We start from the raw sequence: 14920 nt of genomic DNA, 5'->3' as shown, positions 1-14920 counted from the left end.
CGAGCGCACCAACGCACCGGGGCGCGGCCATCATTGTCGATAAGTATTGGACCGCGCGGGCGGGCTTTTCGTTTCGCGCAAATGCGGTGCCCGGTGCCCGGCGCCGCTCGGCGAGGCGCGGCGGTTAAACGCTGAAGCGGTTGAGCGTGTACGCGCGATAGGCGGCGACGAAGGCATCGAACGAACCGATTTCCTGGCGCTCGAGCCGTGCCTGTTTGTCGAGCGACTCGCGCGCCAGCGTGTCGAAATGCGCGGTCAGTTCCGCGTCGAGCGGGTGCGCGAGGAAATGCGCGGCATGACGCTCGCTTTGCGCCAGCGCAAATTGCAGGAAGGTCTGCTTGTTCTCGCGCAGGGTTTGCAGCACGCGCGCCGACGGCGTAAGCGACGCATCGGCGAGCTTCGCGCGTTGCGCCGCCACGGCGCGACGATGTTCGTCGCCGCCGCGCACCGCATCGAGCGCGGCAGCGGTCTGCCCGATCTTCGCGAAGAGTTCGTCGGCCCAGTCCAGCATCGGCACGTCGTTGCCGTCGCGCTGGAGCGTCAGCCCCGGACGGCGGCCTTCCTTCGTGACGAGGCCGAAGTTCGCGTTGGCTTCGGCGCCGGCGGCCGCGGGCAACGGCGGACTGTCCTCCAGCGCGCAGGCCAGCAGATAGGCGTCGAGAAAACGTGCGGTCGGCAGCGCGATGCCGGTGGGCTCGAACGGGTCGATGTCCATGCAGCGCACTTCGACGTACTGCACGCCGCGCGCAGCGAGCGCGGAAAGCGGGCGCTCGCCCGGATAGGTGACGCGCTTGGGCCGGATCGTCGAGTAGAACTCGTTCTCGATCTGCAGCACGTTCGTGTTGATCTGCACCCACTCGCCGTTGCGGTGCGTGCCGATCGCCTCGTATGGCGGATACGGCTCGCTCACCGCTTCGGCGAGCGCCCCGAGATAGCCGGAGAGGGTGTTGTAGTCGGCGTGCAGCGCGGACTGGCCCGTGGTGTTCGAGTAGCCGAGGTCGCTCATGCGCAGGCTCGTCGCGTACGGCAGGTAGAGCGTTTCGCTGTCGAGCGTTTCGAGCGTATGCGGACGGTCGCGCAGAAAGCGCGCGTCGAGCGCGGGCGAGGCGCCGAACAGGTACATCAGCAGCCAGCTCGTGCGGCGGAAATTGCGGATCAGCGCGAGATAGCGTTCCGACTGATAGTCGACCGACGTGGCCGGCGAGTGCTCGTGCGCGTGCAGCACCTGCCACACGGTTTCGTCGAGCGAATAGTTGTAGTGGATGCCGGCGATGCACTGCATCGTGCGGCCGTAGCGCAGCGCGAGACCGAGGCGATAGATGTGCTTGAGGCGCCCGATGTTCGAGGTGCCGTATTCGGCAATGGGGATGCCTTCGTCGGTGGCGGGCAGGAGGCCCGGCATCGACTCGTTCCACAGGATTTCGCCGTCGCGCGCGAGCACGGCATAGACGTAGCGATGCAGTTCGTCGAGCCGCTCGAGCGTGATGGACGGATCGCGCTCGGCCGACGTGATGATCTCGATCAACGCTTCCGAATAGTCGGTCGTCAGCGACGGGTGTGTGAGCGCCGAGCCCAGCGCGGCCGGATGTGGCGTCATTGCGAGCTGCCCGTCGCGCGTCACCCGCAGGCTTTCCTTTTCGATGCCGCGCAGACCGCGTGCGAGCGCGTCGCGGTGCGGCCCGGCGCTCAGCACGGCAAGGCGCTGCGCGAGGACGTCGTTCGTGCGGATAGAGGTCGTGTCTGACATTGAGGCTGGTCGGGCGGAAGCCGGCGGCGCCCTGTTTGCGTGCGCGCGCCAAGGTGGATATTTTCGTTAGCGGGCACTTTAACATCTCGCCGGAAGACCTGCTTGCGGCCGATTTGGCCGTCTTCGGGCCATCTTCGGACCGGTTTGGGACGGCTTCTCGCGCCGATTGGCGGGGATCGCGCGCACCGTCCGTTGTGGACCGACGACCCGCCTCGCGCGGGTTTGCGCAGACTGCGTTTCGCCTAACCGCCGCGTGCGGCTCCCGCGCGATCGGCGATTTCGTTCCACAGATGCATGGCCGCATAGGCGCGCCACGGTCGCCAGGCGTCGCTGCGCGCGCGTTGCTGCGTGGCGCGGGCGAGGGCAGGGTCGCGTTGCGCGATGGCTTGCATGAGCACGAGGTCCGTGGCGGGCCAGGCGTTCGCGTCGCGCCATGCGCGCATGGCGACGTATTCGACGGTCCAGGGGCCGATGCCGGGCAGGGCGAGGAGGGCGGCGCGCATGTCGTCCAGCGCGGGAGCGGCGTGTGTCGGCGCGCCGTTTGCCTCGTCGTGATGTCGCTCGATGGCTACGGCGCCGCTCGCCACGGCGGCGGCGAAACCCTGCAGCGCCGCGACGCGCTTGCCCGGCATGCCGATGCCGGCGAGATCCGCCGCGGCAAGGGCGGCGGGCGTGGGAAAGCGCCAGGCCGTGCTCGCATGGGGATGCCCCTCGATCGGCTCGCCGACGCGCTGCACGAGGCGTCCCACGATCGTCGTGGCGGCCTTCACGCTCACCTGCTGTCCGACGATCGCGCGCACCACGAGCTCGAATCCCGACCACGCGCCCGGCACGCGCAGGCCGGGCACCGCGGCAATGAGCGGCGCGAGCCAGGGATCGGCGGCGAAGTGCTCGCCGATGGCGGCGGGATTCGCGTGCACGTCGAACATGCGGGCGAGCGGGGCGGCGAGCGCCGCGGCATGCGCGCTCACCGGGCCTTCCACCTCCACGACGAGACAGCGCCGCCGCGGGGGGCGTTGCACGGCGAGCGTGCCGCTCGCACCGCGGTACTCGATGGCGCGGCGCCAGGTCCCGTCTTCGACGGCCTCGACGCCCGGTGTCGCGCGGCCCGCGAAGAAACGCAGCATGCGGGGCCAGTCGTAGGGCGCGCGAAACGGGAGTTCGATCGTGGCGCGATCGGGGAATGTCTCGGGCGGTAGTGGCTCTTTCGTTCGTGCGCGCATCAGGGGGGGCAGGGGGTTTTGACGTGGGGGATTCGGCTGGACTCAGGCGGCGGTTTCCGGGGTGTTGGCGTGCGTATCGCGCCGGCCGAGGCGCGACGTGGACGTTTCGGCCGAAGCCCCGCCCGGTGCAGCGCACCCCTTCGATTCGGCGTCGAGCAGCGCGGCCTTGCGTTCGAGGCCCCAGCGGTAGCCGGCGAGGGAGCCGCCCTTCTGGATGACGCGATGGCAGGGAATCGCGAGCGCCACCGGGTTCGACGCGCAGGCGCTCGCCACCGCCCGCACCGCGCGCGGTGCGCCCAGCGTTTCGGCGATCTGCGTGTAGCTGCGTGTCTCGCCATAGGGGATCCGCTGCAGGGCTTCCCAGACACGCTGCTGGAATGCCGTGGGCGCGATGTCGAGCGGCAGGTCGAAGCGCTCGCGGCGGCCGTGCAGATAGGCGTCGATCTGGGCGATGAACGGGGCGAGGGCCTGGGTATCTTCCACACGGTCCGCGTTCGCGAAGTCGTCGTTCAGCGCTGCCGCGAGCGTGGCCGCGTCGTCGCCGAAAGCGATCCGGCAGATGCCCCGCGCCGTGGCCGCGACGAGCACGACGCCAAGCGGCGTCGGCGCGCTGGCATAGCGGATCGTAAGACCCGCGCCCTTGCGGCGATACGCCGAGGGCGCCATGCCCAGTTCGGCGGGCACGCTCTCGTAGAGCCGCGAGGACGAGCCAAAGCCCGCATCGGTGCTCGCACGCGTGACGCCCGCGCCCTGCGTGAGCGCATCGCGCAGCGCGGCGCCGCGGCGTGCCGCCTGATACTGACGCGGCGAAACGCCGAGCACGCGCTTGAAGAGGCGCTGCAGGTGGAATGGGCTCAGGTGCACGGCGTCGCCGAGTTCGGCGAGCGTGAGACGTTCCTGCGGGTCGGCGTCGAGCGCCGCGCAGGCGCGCCGCACGATCTCGAGCTCGCGCGGCAGGCCGCCGGGGCGGCAGCGCTTGCATTCGCGAAAGCCGGCGGCGCGGGCGGCATCGGCATCGTCGAAGAAAGCGACGTTCTCGCGGCGCGGCAGACGCGACGCACACGACGGCCGGCAGAATACGCCGGTCGTGCGCACGCCGTAGAAGAAGGCTCCGTCGGCGCCGGCATTGCGCGTGGCGATGGCTTCCCAGCGATCGGCTTCGCTGGCGAAGGCGGTCGGAGCAGAGGACGAGGCGGCGAGTGGGGACGCGGCGGCGGTCATGACGTGACTCCCGGAATGGTTGGTTTCGACGGTTCCCACTGTAGCCACGCGACTGCGCTGTCGCGCGCCGGATCTTGCGCTGTCATTTCGTTGCCCGCGCCAATTGCCTCGCCATGATCTGGCCCTGATGCCCCTCGTTGGTGCGCGCCGGCTGTCGTGCGACAAAATAGCACCATTGCGGGTTTTCCCTTAAAAAGTTGTTGCGTCGCGTCAGGCGGCTGTGTATAGTGGTTTCTGTCTCCTCCATGTCTCCTCCTGATATGGATTAAGCCCGCTCACAGCAGCGGGCTTTTTTTCGTCCAGCGATTTTGCCTCGCCCGCCGGAATCCTCGTCCCGATTCTCCGCTTCTTTTCGCGCCCTTGCGGCCCGCAGCCCGACTAGCGCCAGCTTGTGTACGATGGCATCGAGCCAGCGGCTAGCTGACCATGCGTGGCCATTGCGCGACCAATGCGCACCAGCCCTGCGGAAAACGAGAGAGATCCGTCATGCAGATCCAGATTCGCGAAATCGATCACGTCGTCATTCGTGCCGCCGATGCCGCGGCGCTCACGCGCTTTTACTGCGACGCGCTGGGCTGCACGGTGGAGCGCGAGCAGCGCGATCTGGGGCTCGTGCAATTGCGGGCAGGGCGCTCGCTGATCGATCTGGTGGCCATAGGCGGGCCGCTCGATCGCGAATCGGGCAAAGGCGATCCGGCCGGCCGCAACATGGACCATCTGTGCCTGCGCGTGGAACCGTTCGACGGCGCCGCGCTCAAGGCGCATCTGGAGCCGTTCGGTGCCCGGCCCGGGGACGTGGTGGAGCGCTACGGCGCGGAAGGACACGGGCCTTCGCTTTATCTGTTCGACCCGGAAGGGAATATGGTGGAACTGAAGGGGCCGCCGGGGGCGCCGGTTTCGCGCTGAAGCCTCGCGATCCCCCGGCTGCGCTCAGACTTTCTCCGGCGCCTTGAGCACGGTCCACTCGATGGCCACGGGCTCGTCCGTGCCGTTGCCGATCCACGCCGCGCCGTCCTGCACCGTGCACTGCAGGCGCATGGTGCGCTCGGTGAGCTTGCCGAGCGCCTCGGCCACTCCGTCCGCGAGCGACCACACGGTCACGTTGCGCAACCGTTCGACCTTGCCCCGCACGCCTTGCCACCAGATATCCGAGGTGCGGCCCGCGTAGGCGATCACAACCACCTCTTCGGCCCGACCGCTCGCCTTGGCAATGCGGCGCTCGTCGGGCTGGCCGACTTCGATCCACGTTTCGATCGCGCCCGTATAGTCCTTGCGCCAGAGATCCGGTTCGTCGGTATCGGACAGGCCCTTGCAGAACTCGAGCCGCTCGTGGGCGAACAGCGCGAACGCGGCGAGGCGGACCATCATCCGCTCGTCGGTCTCGGACGGATGGCAGGCGATCGTCAGCGCATGGTCGGCGTAATAGTGCCGGTCCATGTCCGCGATCTGCAGTTCCGCTTTGTAGATGGTCGATTTGAGTGCCATGCCAATTCCCGGGCCGCGCAAAAGCCGCCGCGCAAAGCCGCACATGATAGCGAAGATTGGGCGAGCAAGTGACGTGCCGACACGACGTTTGCTACGCCATGCCTAAGCGATAGTGGGTCGGGAACGTGACGGCGGTTTGACAGCTGCGCGGTGCGATCCGATGGGTTTTGTTCGTTCGCAGGCCTGAAAAAGCCATGGCCCGGCGTCGATTGCCAGGCCACGCGTGTCGCGGCGGCAGGGCGTTACTGCTTGATGAACCGGTCGCTGGTCCAGAGGCCCTGGTCGTCGTCGCTATTCGCGGCATTCACGAATTCGACATCGTGACCGATCACGCGTATCACGCGGAACGATTGATCATCCGGCGTCGAGAGGCACTGGAAGCCGGAGAAATACTCCTGCATCTGCTGATGTTCGCCGGCCTGTTCGTGCTGTGAAACTGCGTCGAGATTGTCTTTCGACAGGCAGCCGTACGAGCCCGGCTTGAGGTGCACGGTTTGCTGCGGCTTGACGGTGGCGTCCTGTGCGAGGGCGGATGCGGCGCAAATCAGGCCGGCTGCGGCGACAGCCATTGCGGATAGCATTTTCATGTTCTGCCTCCTGCGGGTCGTGTCTCAGGTTAGCTATGTATTTAACTCCCACGCTGAACCCGCAATTTTTACTCTAGAAGAACGATAAAGGACTTCAAGAACATCTCGTGTGCGAGCGCAACAGCGGCCGATTGCTGCAATGCGCAATCGACACGCTACACGGTGAAATTTGCCGTAGAAACAGCGCCTTTTGGCGTCGATATCGTGCAATCCGAAACGCTTTTCCGGGCGGGTTAGCCGCATCGGTCAAGGCACACTCGAATTACACCGAATTACAGGCCCGAGAATATCCGGCGATTTAAATGCTTTAATACAATCGACTTCACCAATGACGCGGCGCACATAAATTCGTAATTGCGCGGATTGGCAAGCGGCGGATTAATCCCACGACTGCTGAATAAAAACGATGCCAGCCCTTCGGCGCTCAGGAAATACCGGCCCTTCAAGGAGATTGCCGGGAGCCTTGCGCGTCGCAAAACTTCGTGGATAAATCGGGCTTCCTTCTGGAGACTCCCATGACTTTTGCCCACTGGCTGCCGTTCGCGATCGCTTCGGCCATCCTCGTCGCAATTCCCGGTCCCACCGTCCTGCTGGTCGTTTCGTACGCGCTCGGCCACGGCCGCCGCTATGCGCTTGCCACCACGGCGGGCGTTGCGCTGGGAGATTTCACGGCGATGACCGCGTCCATGCTGGGTCTCGGCGTGATCCTCGCGGCCTCCGCGACGCTCTTTTCGATGCTCAAGTGGGTCGGCGCGGCCTATCTGATCTATCTCGGCATCAAGCTCTGGCGCGCGCCCGTGATGGACGCCGACGCCGCCGACACCTCGGAGACGCGCACCGGCCGCATTTTCGCGCACGCCTACGCGGTTACCGCGCTCAACCCCAAGAGCATCATCTTTTTCGTGGCGTTCGTGCCGCAGTTCATCGACGCGCATACCGCCACGCTGCCGCAGATCGTCATCTTCGAAGCGACCTTCCTCGTGCTGGCGACGCTCAACGCCTGCGGCTACGCGCTGCTCGCCGCCGCCGCCCGCAAGGCGGTGCGCAACCCGCGCGTGCAGCGCACCGTCAACCGCACGGGCGGGTCGCTCCTGATCGGCGCCGGGCTGTTCGCGGCGGCCTGGAAGAAGGCCGCGGCCTGATTCCGGCTCTGTGCACCGGTGCCGCCCCAGGCGGGCACATATCCTGCTGATGTCACGGCGAGCGGAGGCCATCCGCTCGCGCGGCGAGTCAGTATTCGCCCACAGTGCAAACTGTCGCGCGGCGACTACAATAGAAGCGCAACCGCTTGACATCCAGGAGGTAATCGTGATCGAACACGTAATACTGGGCGCGTTTCTGGTGATACCCCTCGTCATAGTCGTTTTTCTGTTTTCCGACGAAATTCTCGAGGAGCACAGGCAACGCGTGGAAGCGGGAGCTCCCCATATCGACTGGCGCCATCCGCTGCGCAGCATCCTGCACCACTAGGCGGGTGCCGCCCCGGCGCGACGCGCCCGGGGACGCGATGACGAAAGGAGGCACTCGTGGAAACCGGGTTCCCCTGGATGACGTATTGCGTCGCGCTCTTCGTGCTTGTCGTGTTGTCTCTTGGTCTCAGCCTGCTTTCCCCGCATAGCGAGGGAGGCAGGCCAATCGGGCCGCGCCAGTTCGGGCTGCCCCCGGATGGGCCGACGCATGAGGCCGTGCCGCCTGGCAGTGCCGACCCGCATCCCACCGGCGAACACGCGCACTGAGCGCGTGCGTTGTCCCACATCTTTCTCCCTACGTTTTCCCCCGTAACTCCGTGTTACCCGATGTAGCACCTGTATCGGAGCGTCGCGTCCACAATCGCCCGCATGTTCTCAAACGTGCTCGAGGAGAGCGACATGCAAAAGATAGCGGCCGTGGTGGTGTTGGCGGGTTCTCTCGCCGTGGCGGGGCCGGCCAGCGCGCACGACCACAGCGGCGACGTGGTGGGCGCGCTGATCGGCGGAGCGTTGATCGGGGCCGTAGTGGGGGCGGCGGTCAACAACGCAGCGGCGCCGGTGTATCAGGCGGCCCCGGTTTATGCCCCCGAGGCGCCTGCGCCCGCCGCTTATGTGCAGGCCCCGGCGCCCGCCTATGCGGCACAACCCGCGCCGGCCTATGCCGCGGCGCCGGCCGGCGGCTATTGCTACGACCGTTACTCCGGCGGTTATGTCGCGTGCGCGCCCGCCGAACCGGCACCGCCGCCCCCGCCGCCGTACGACGGCTATTCGCAGCCTGCGGGTTGGTAATCGCCTTGCTTCGGTCTGCGAAGCAAACGAACGGGTCCGCAACGCACAGGCGTGCTGCGGACCCGCTATCGCCGAGGGAAGCTTGGTGCGGCTTGCCGTTACACGCTGCCTTTACCCCGTCTGCTCCACGGGCCTGACGCGCAAGCTGAGTTTTTGGGTGAGCCGGATCACGTCGATCTCGACTTCCCGGTCGATACGCGAAGCGTCGAGCAAGCGCTGTAACGCGTCGATACTGTCCACCGGCATGCCGTCGATCGCGACGATCGTGTCGTCCACGCGCAGGCCGCCCACTGCGGCGGGACTGCCCTTCACGACCTCCATTACCCGCACGCCGCTTGCCGAGCCGAGATCGAAGTAGCGCTGCACCTTGCGCGCGAGCGGCACGCTGGTGCCCGCGATGCCTACGTGCGCGCGCCGCACGCGGCCATGCGCGAAGAGCTGCGTGATGACCCATTTGGCCGAATCGATCGCCGTGGCGAAGCAGATGGCTTGCGCGCCGGGAATGATCGCCGTGTTCACGCCGATCACCTGGCCTGCCGAATTGACGAGCGGGCCGCCCGAGTTGCCGGGATTGAGCGCGGCGTCGGTCTGGATCACGTCGTAGATCATGCGGCCCGACGTCGAGCGCAGCGAGCGTCCGAGCGCCGAGACTACGCCTGTCGTCACCGTCTGCGCGAGGCCGAGCGGACTGCCTACCGCAATCGCGATCTGGCCGACCCGCAGGCGCGCCGACTCGCCGAGTTCGGCATGCGGCAGGGCCTCGGCGGCGCCGATGCGCAGCACGGCGAGATCCGTGCTGGGGTCGTCGCCGACCAGGTCGGCCGAATACGTCGCGCCGTCGGCGAGCGTGACGCGCAGGCTGCTCGCGCCGTGGACGACATGGCTATTGGTCAGCAGATAGCCGTCCGGCGTGAACAGAAAGCCTGACCCGCTGCCGCTGCGCGCGGCTGCGTTGCCGCCGGCGCGGCGTTCGACGGCGATGAAGGCGACGGCAGGTTGAACACGCTCGAGCGCGCCGATCACGGTGCGCGAATAGGCGTCGAGCAAGGCGTCGTCGCCGGCGTCGGCGCGCGGACTGGCGCCGTCGGCAGCGGCGCGAGCCAGATCGTCGATAAAAGAAGGACGGCTGCCCACGATCAGCATTCTCCGATGAAAACTGGGCAGTACATGCAGGGAGGCCGACGGGTTTTCAAGAGGGGGTGCCGATGGGAGCCGTCAATAGGGCATCGACGCTTGTTTGTGCTGAGGAAAGCGGTGTTTTCGCAGCTTCGGTCGCTTAATGGGCAAAGTGTGGCCGCCGCAAAGGTTAACGATTGTCAAAAATACGTCTCGCGCATTGAAGGCGGTCACTTGAACATTGAGAATGAAACTGCGGCGACGTCCCCTCGCGCCGCGTAGTAGTGGCAAGCTCTTTCGCCGCGGCGTAGCCGCGGCTTTTTTTGTCCCTGCGATTCGTGCGATGACGGCCCCAGCGTCACTGGACCGTGCCGACGAGCAAGAACGCGTCGGAGCGGTCGGCGAGGGTGCCGGTCGCGACAAGCTTGCCGTTGTTCACGAGCAGCACGCCTGTCATCGACTGTCCCGCATCGACGCAGGGCGCGCCGCCGAACGTGACGGTGAGGTCGTAGACGTTGCCGTTCGCGTGAGGTTTCGCGGTGCCGCTGAAGCGGCATCCGCTCGAACCGCTGCCGACCAGCGCGCCGCTTGCGCTGAGCGTGACGCTCACCGAAGCATCGACCGCGTTCAGCGAGCCGGCTGCGCCCTGATACGTGCCCGCGATGGCGCCGGGATTCGGCGTCTGGTCGTAGACGGTGCTGTAGGTGCCGGAGAAGCTCGTGTAGCCGGTGGTGCCCGAAGCCGGAGTGAGGGTTCCGGTCAGATTACTTTTCGCGGTATAGATCGCCGAGATGGTGCTGTTGACCACGGTGCTCGTGCCGAGGAAGTAGTTCTTCGCGTTCGTCGAGTTGAACTGGCCGCTGGCGGCCGTTGCGGTGCCTTGCACGACGCCGAAGCTGCCCGTGATGCTGTTCGCCCAGATGAAGTAATACGCGCCCGAATCGAGGACGACGCTGGTCACGTTGTCGTTGACGCTGTCCATGCCCGAATAGAAGCCCTGGGCGTCCGTCACCGGCGCAGGTGCCGGCGCCGGAGGCGGCGGTACGTTCTGGTTGCCCCACCCGCCGTCGCCGCATGCGCCCAGCAATGCCGCCGACATGACCCCGAGTCCAATCGCTATTGTTCTTTTCATTGTGTTTTTCAGTTCGCTGCCCGCTTTTATCCGGCGCGGGTTTTGCCGTTTGAGGCAAGGCGCGGTTCACCGCCGGCCTGGCAACGTTAGCCTACCGTATCCCGGAAACTTCGAGACCGCAACGCCGTTAGCCGACCAGTTCCGGGCGCATCGGGTCCGGAGCGGCACGTGCGGCCAGCCAGTCCGCCAGGCCATCGTGCGTCATAGGTCTTGCATGCAGGAATCCCTGCAACTCGTCGCAACCTATGCGGCGCAGGGCATCGGCTTCCCGTTCGCGTTCCACGCCCTCGGCGACTACCCGTAGCCCCAGCTCATGTCCCAGGTCCACAATCGCCTTGATGACCGCAAGATCCGCCTGGGCTTCGAGCCTGTTGTGGACGAATGTCCGGTCGATCTTGATCCGGTCGAGCGGGTACCGGTGCAGATAGCTCAGACTCGAATAGCCGGTGCCGAAATCGTCGAGTGAGAACGTCACGCCGAGTGCGCGAATCGCGTGGATGGTCTCGAGATAGTGTTCCGCACTCTCCATCAAGACCGTCTCCGTGATCTCGAGCTCGAGGCTTTTCCCATCGACGTCGTGTTTCGCGAGACTGTCGCTCAGACACGTGACGAGTTTCGCGTCGTCGCGCAGCTGCACAGCGGAGAGATTGATCGACACGCGCATGCCGGATAGACCGGTATCGCGCCATCGCGCGATTTGTCGGCACGCCTCCTCGATCACCCACGCGCCGATGGGCACGATGAGCCGCGTTTCCTCTGCAATGGGAATAAACTCGGACGGCGAAACCTGCCCGAGTTTCGGATGTTGCCAGCGCAACAGCCCCTCCACGCTCTTCAGTTCGCCGGTCGACGCATCCACGCAAGGCTGGTACGCAAGCCAGAATTCCCCTCTCTCGACTGCCGCGCGCAAATTTACCTCGAGCTCCAGGCGGTGGCGGGTGCTTTCGGCCATATCCTGCGAGAAAAACTTGACGAGATTTCGACCGCCGGCCTTGGCGCGATACATCGCAGCATCGGCGTTCTGCATCAGCGTCTCGATGTCGCCTCCGTCCTCCGGGTACATGGCAATACCGATGCTGCAGGCAACCTGCAACGTCATGCCTCCCACGGCGTGCGGCTCGCGCATGAGCGGCAGCAGTCGTTCATCGATGAGCGCCGCAACGTCCGCTACGCTGCGCACCGACGACAGCAGAACCGTGAACTCATCGCCGCCGAGGCGGCTGACCGTATCGTCCGCACGAACGGACTGGAGCAGGCGGCGCGAGATCGAGCGCAACAGACCGTCGCCGGCATGATGTCCGAGTGTGTCGTTGATGTCCTTGAATCGGTCGAGATCGATGAACAGCACGGCGAGACGCTCCCCGGCATCACGTGCGCCTCCGATGGCTGCTCCGAGACGTTTGGCGAACAGGGCGCGATTGGGCAGCTCCGTCAGCACGTCGTGTTCGGCGAGAAACTGAATGCGCGCTTCGCTCTTTTTGCGGTCGGTAATATCGATCAGGGTACAAATGTAGTGCGAGGCCCCTTCGTGTTTGTCGCGCACTGCGCTGATCATGAGCCATACCGGATAGTCGCCGCCCGCGCGCCGCAGCACGATCGCTTCGCCGTTCCAGACACCGGAGATGTCGACTCGCGCAGCAAGTTGCGCAATCAGCGGGCCGTCTCCCGCATTACCGGAGAGGAATTCAGGTACCGCACCGCAGACGTCTTCGGGACGGTAGCCCGTCGCGCGATAGAACGACGCGTTTGCGGTAAGAAGACGGCGCCCTCCATCGAGAATGAGGATGGCTTCTGACGACGCCTCGAACACTTTCGCCCATAGTTCCAGACGTTGCTCCATCAGCTTGATCTGGTTGATCGGCGTAAAGGCCGTGAGCACGGCGTCACGGCCCTGGAACCTGAGGCGGCGCGCCGAAAGCATGACCCATGTCGGCTCTTCGCTCGCCACCCAATGCACTTCGAATTCATCGATGGTGCCGCGGTCGGAAAGTTGCTGGAAAAAGCGGGCACGGACCGCGGAATCGAGCCCGCGTGCCCACGGGTCCGAGGTACAGCCATTGAGCCAGTAAAGTGCGGGGCTGTTGGCGTGCAGCACTTCGTGGCCCGGCACGGCGGTCACCATCATCGGGACCGGTGTCGCCTCCACCAGCGCGTGCTGGGCTTCCGAGGCGCGCGCGGTCGCAGCAAGCTCCTTCTGCACATCGCGTTCGTGGTCCAGCTGTTCGAGCATTTCGTTAAAACCCGTGACGAGCTGCCCTATTTCGTCCTGACTCTGCCACGAAGCACGCAAGCCGTGATCGCCCGTGCGCCGCACCTTGTCCATCACGCCCGCGAGATGGCGCAACGGACGCGAGATCTGCTGCGCAACGAGATAGACCATGGTGAGGATGCCGCACAGCAGGCACAACGCCGTGCCGAGATGCATCGCCATACGCGCGAACAGGCTGTGCACGCGCGCGCGCAACAGCACGTCGAGTTCAGTGCCGGTTGCCCGCCATGCGTCGCCCACATGCCCAATGAGTTCCTGTTGCGCGGCATTGGCCAGCGCGTTGGCCGATGCGCTGCCGGCATTGCCGGCGTCGCTTTGCGCAACGACGGCGCGTGCCGCTTCGCGGTAGGCGTCGATCGACACAAGCATACGATCGATCGACGCCGAAAGCCGTTGCTTCACGTCCTCGTTTGCCGCGCCCGCTTCAGCGAAGTCGGAGCGCACCCCCTGAGTCACCACGTCGAGCTGGCCTTCCAGCACGAGATACCGAGTGTTGAGCTCGCGGCGGTCCTGGGCATTGGCGGCTCCCTCATGAAGAAGGTGTCCGATGTCATCGACGGTGACGATCAACGCGGGATAGCGCAGGACCGATAAAGACATCGAATAGTAGCTGTCGAGATCCGGGTCCAGAATGAGGTTGGACTGGTTGCCGACTCGCGTAACGAGCTCCCGGCTCTCCTCAAGCGCAGCATGCACGGCTTGCGGGGCGGGCGGTTGCCGCGCGCGCGCGAGCGCCTCCAGCGCAATGCGCACGCGCTCGTTGAGTTCACTGCTCTTCATGCCTGCCCCGAACTTCGCCTCGGCCGACGCGAGCGCCAGTTCGGCACGTCTCATGCGCTCCGGGTCCACCTGGACCCCGGCACCATTCATCGCGATCTCGATCAGCGCATCGCGCACGGTACCGAGGTATGCATTACCCACGATCTCGTTCTGCGAGAAGTCAATCGATATGTACTTTTCGTGGATGAGGATGCCGCTGATGTAGACCACCGCGCTCAGGTCGAGCAGATAGATCAGCAACAGCTTGCGGCCCACCCTCAGGCGACCGAGGAACCGGAAGAACGGATTCTGTTTCATGGCACGCGGAAAATGGCACTGAATTACACGCCTCCTGCGGCTACGGAAGACGAGCGCATCCAACAATCGGTGGCTCGCCTTCGAGCGCGCCTGACCACTGCGTATCGGCAACGCGAGCGGCGCCCTTTAGCGCATTATTGGGATTTCACCGCTTTGGCACACGAATCGTCCAGCGCGGTGCATCGCGCACAGTGCTGGCGTGGTTGCCGGGACAACCAGGTTCGCAGCGGGCCGTCAAGTCATGTCAGCGATCAATCCCGCCGAGGTAAACACGTCTCGCCGTCGTTTATTCCACTCGCCGCATCAGGCGCCGGACTGCGCGTTTGCCGCTGCGAACGGCCATATACGAATGAATTCAAGGTGGAGGCGATCAGGCTCGGCGGGACAGCCGGGCCGCACAGGCTCGGGTATCCTTGGCGACGTCAGGAGACGGGCGCTGGCGTAGCCGCAGTTCCGAAGACGCTGGCGAGGCGGGTACGCAAGTTCGCGCGATGCGCCCGATCGGCGAACTGAAGGCGGAAGAATAACCGGCTGCGCAAGGAAGAAGGCCACGGAGAACGAGATTCTCCGCAAAGCAGCCGAGTATGGTTGGGCAAAAAATGGATAGCGCACTCGCCCATGCTGCCGGAGGCATGAAATGAGCGGCGAGTATCGGTCAAAACACAGTCTTATGCCTGCCCGCCAGTTTAAGCGAGAGGCTATGTCCGGTATTTCAGCGGGCGGCCCCAGGAACTGAAGAGATTCGACCGGTCGAGGCCTGGCCTGAAAACTCCGTTTTCAGGTCGAAAATAAATGACGCGTCGGG

At 65.4% G+C, this 14920-nt stretch carries 14 protein-coding genes; 5 read left to right on the top strand and 9 right to left on the bottom strand.

The features are described from left to right. Positions 1-124: 124 nt before the first annotated feature. The 4 genes from gshA to U5760_RS07695 form a co-directional block, all read right to left on the bottom strand. Positions 125-1747, bottom strand: coding sequence for a glutamate--cysteine ligase (gene gshA, locus U5760_RS07710; protein ID WP_322010791.1), 1623 nt, complete (start codon positions 1745-1747; stop codon positions 125-127). Between the two features lie 242 nt (positions 1748-1989). After that, positions 1990-2970: a DNA-3-methyladenine glycosylase family protein gene (locus U5760_RS07705; RefSeq protein ID WP_322010790.1), complete on the bottom strand. Its 981-nt coding sequence runs from the start codon at positions 2968-2970 to the stop codon at positions 1990-1992. A 42-nt stretch (positions 2971-3012) separates the two neighbouring features. Further along, positions 3013-4191 (bottom strand): bifunctional DNA-binding transcriptional regulator/O6-methylguanine-DNA methyltransferase Ada, encoded by a 1179-nt coding sequence (ada, locus tag U5760_RS07700; RefSeq protein WP_322010788.1) that lies wholly within the window; start codon positions 4189-4191, stop codon positions 3013-3015. A gap of 82 nt (positions 4192-4273) precedes the next feature. Beyond that, positions 4274-4438 (bottom strand): hypothetical protein, encoded by a 165-nt coding sequence (locus tag U5760_RS07695; RefSeq protein WP_322010786.1) that lies wholly within the window; start codon positions 4436-4438, stop codon positions 4274-4276. 239 nt (positions 4439-4677) lie between these two features. Between U5760_RS07695 and U5760_RS07690 the strand changes: the two genes are divergently transcribed. Continuing rightward, the gene (locus U5760_RS07690; protein ID WP_322010785.1) at positions 4678-5097 is read left to right on the top strand and encodes a VOC family protein; all 420 of its coding nucleotides are present in this window, start codon (positions 4678-4680) and stop codon (positions 5095-5097) included. 24 nt (positions 5098-5121) lie between these two features. Here the strand turns inward: U5760_RS07690 and U5760_RS07685 are convergent, their stop codons facing one another. Together U5760_RS07685 and sap1 are read right to left on the bottom strand one after the other, a co-directional pair. Next, a complete protein-coding gene (locus U5760_RS07685) occupies positions 5122-5676 on the bottom strand; it encodes a YaeQ family protein (protein WP_322010784.1) in 555 nt (184 codons plus the stop codon). 242 nt (positions 5677-5918) lie between these two features. Further along, entirely contained in the window at positions 5919-6263 is a 345-nt protein-coding gene (gene sap1, locus U5760_RS07680; RefSeq protein WP_322010782.1) for a surface attachment protein Sap1, read from the bottom strand. 515 nt (positions 6264-6778) lie between these two features. Here sap1 and U5760_RS07675 point away from each other — a divergent pair. From U5760_RS07675 to U5760_RS07660, 4 genes are all read left to right on the top strand, one after another. Next, positions 6779-7405, top strand: coding sequence for a LysE family translocator (locus tag U5760_RS07675; RefSeq protein ID WP_322010780.1), 627 nt, complete (start codon positions 6779-6781; stop codon positions 7403-7405). A 166-nt stretch (positions 7406-7571) separates the two neighbouring features. Further along, positions 7572-7733: a hypothetical protein gene (locus tag U5760_RS07670; RefSeq protein WP_027815941.1), complete on the top strand. Its 162-nt coding sequence runs from the start codon at positions 7572-7574 to the stop codon at positions 7731-7733. A 56-nt stretch (positions 7734-7789) separates the two neighbouring features. Beyond that, positions 7790-7999: a hypothetical protein gene (locus U5760_RS07665; RefSeq protein WP_322010779.1), complete on the top strand. Its 210-nt coding sequence runs from the start codon at positions 7790-7792 to the stop codon at positions 7997-7999. A gap of 132 nt (positions 8000-8131) precedes the next feature. After that, positions 8132-8521, top strand: coding sequence for an ecotin precursor (locus tag U5760_RS07660; protein ID WP_322010778.1), 390 nt, complete (start codon positions 8132-8134; stop codon positions 8519-8521). A 111-nt stretch (positions 8522-8632) separates the two neighbouring features. Here U5760_RS07660 and U5760_RS07655 read toward each other — a convergent pair whose 3' ends face one another. From U5760_RS07655 to U5760_RS07645, 3 genes are all read right to left on the bottom strand, one after another. Then, a complete protein-coding gene (locus tag U5760_RS07655) occupies positions 8633-9655 on the bottom strand; it encodes a S1C family serine protease (RefSeq protein WP_322010777.1) in 1023 nt (340 codons plus the stop codon). Between the two features lie 340 nt (positions 9656-9995). After that, positions 9996-10769 (bottom strand): hypothetical protein, encoded by a 774-nt coding sequence (locus U5760_RS07650; RefSeq protein ID WP_322010776.1) that lies wholly within the window; start codon positions 10767-10769, stop codon positions 9996-9998. Between the two features lie 127 nt (positions 10770-10896). Next, positions 10897-14115 carry an EAL domain-containing protein gene (locus tag U5760_RS07645; protein WP_322010775.1) on the bottom strand — a complete coding sequence of 1073 codons (3219 nt, stop codon included), beginning with the start codon at positions 14113-14115 and terminating at the stop codon, positions 10897-10899. Between the last annotated feature and the right edge of the window lie 805 nt (positions 14116-14920).

The sequence above is a fragment of the Paraburkholderia sp. J12 genome (genome assembly GCF_905220215.1).
Lineage (GTDB): Bacteria > Pseudomonadota > Gammaproteobacteria > Burkholderiales > Burkholderiaceae > Paraburkholderia.
Note: the sequence above shows the minus strand (reverse complement) of the source record. Positions and strands in the feature narration are given on the sequence as shown.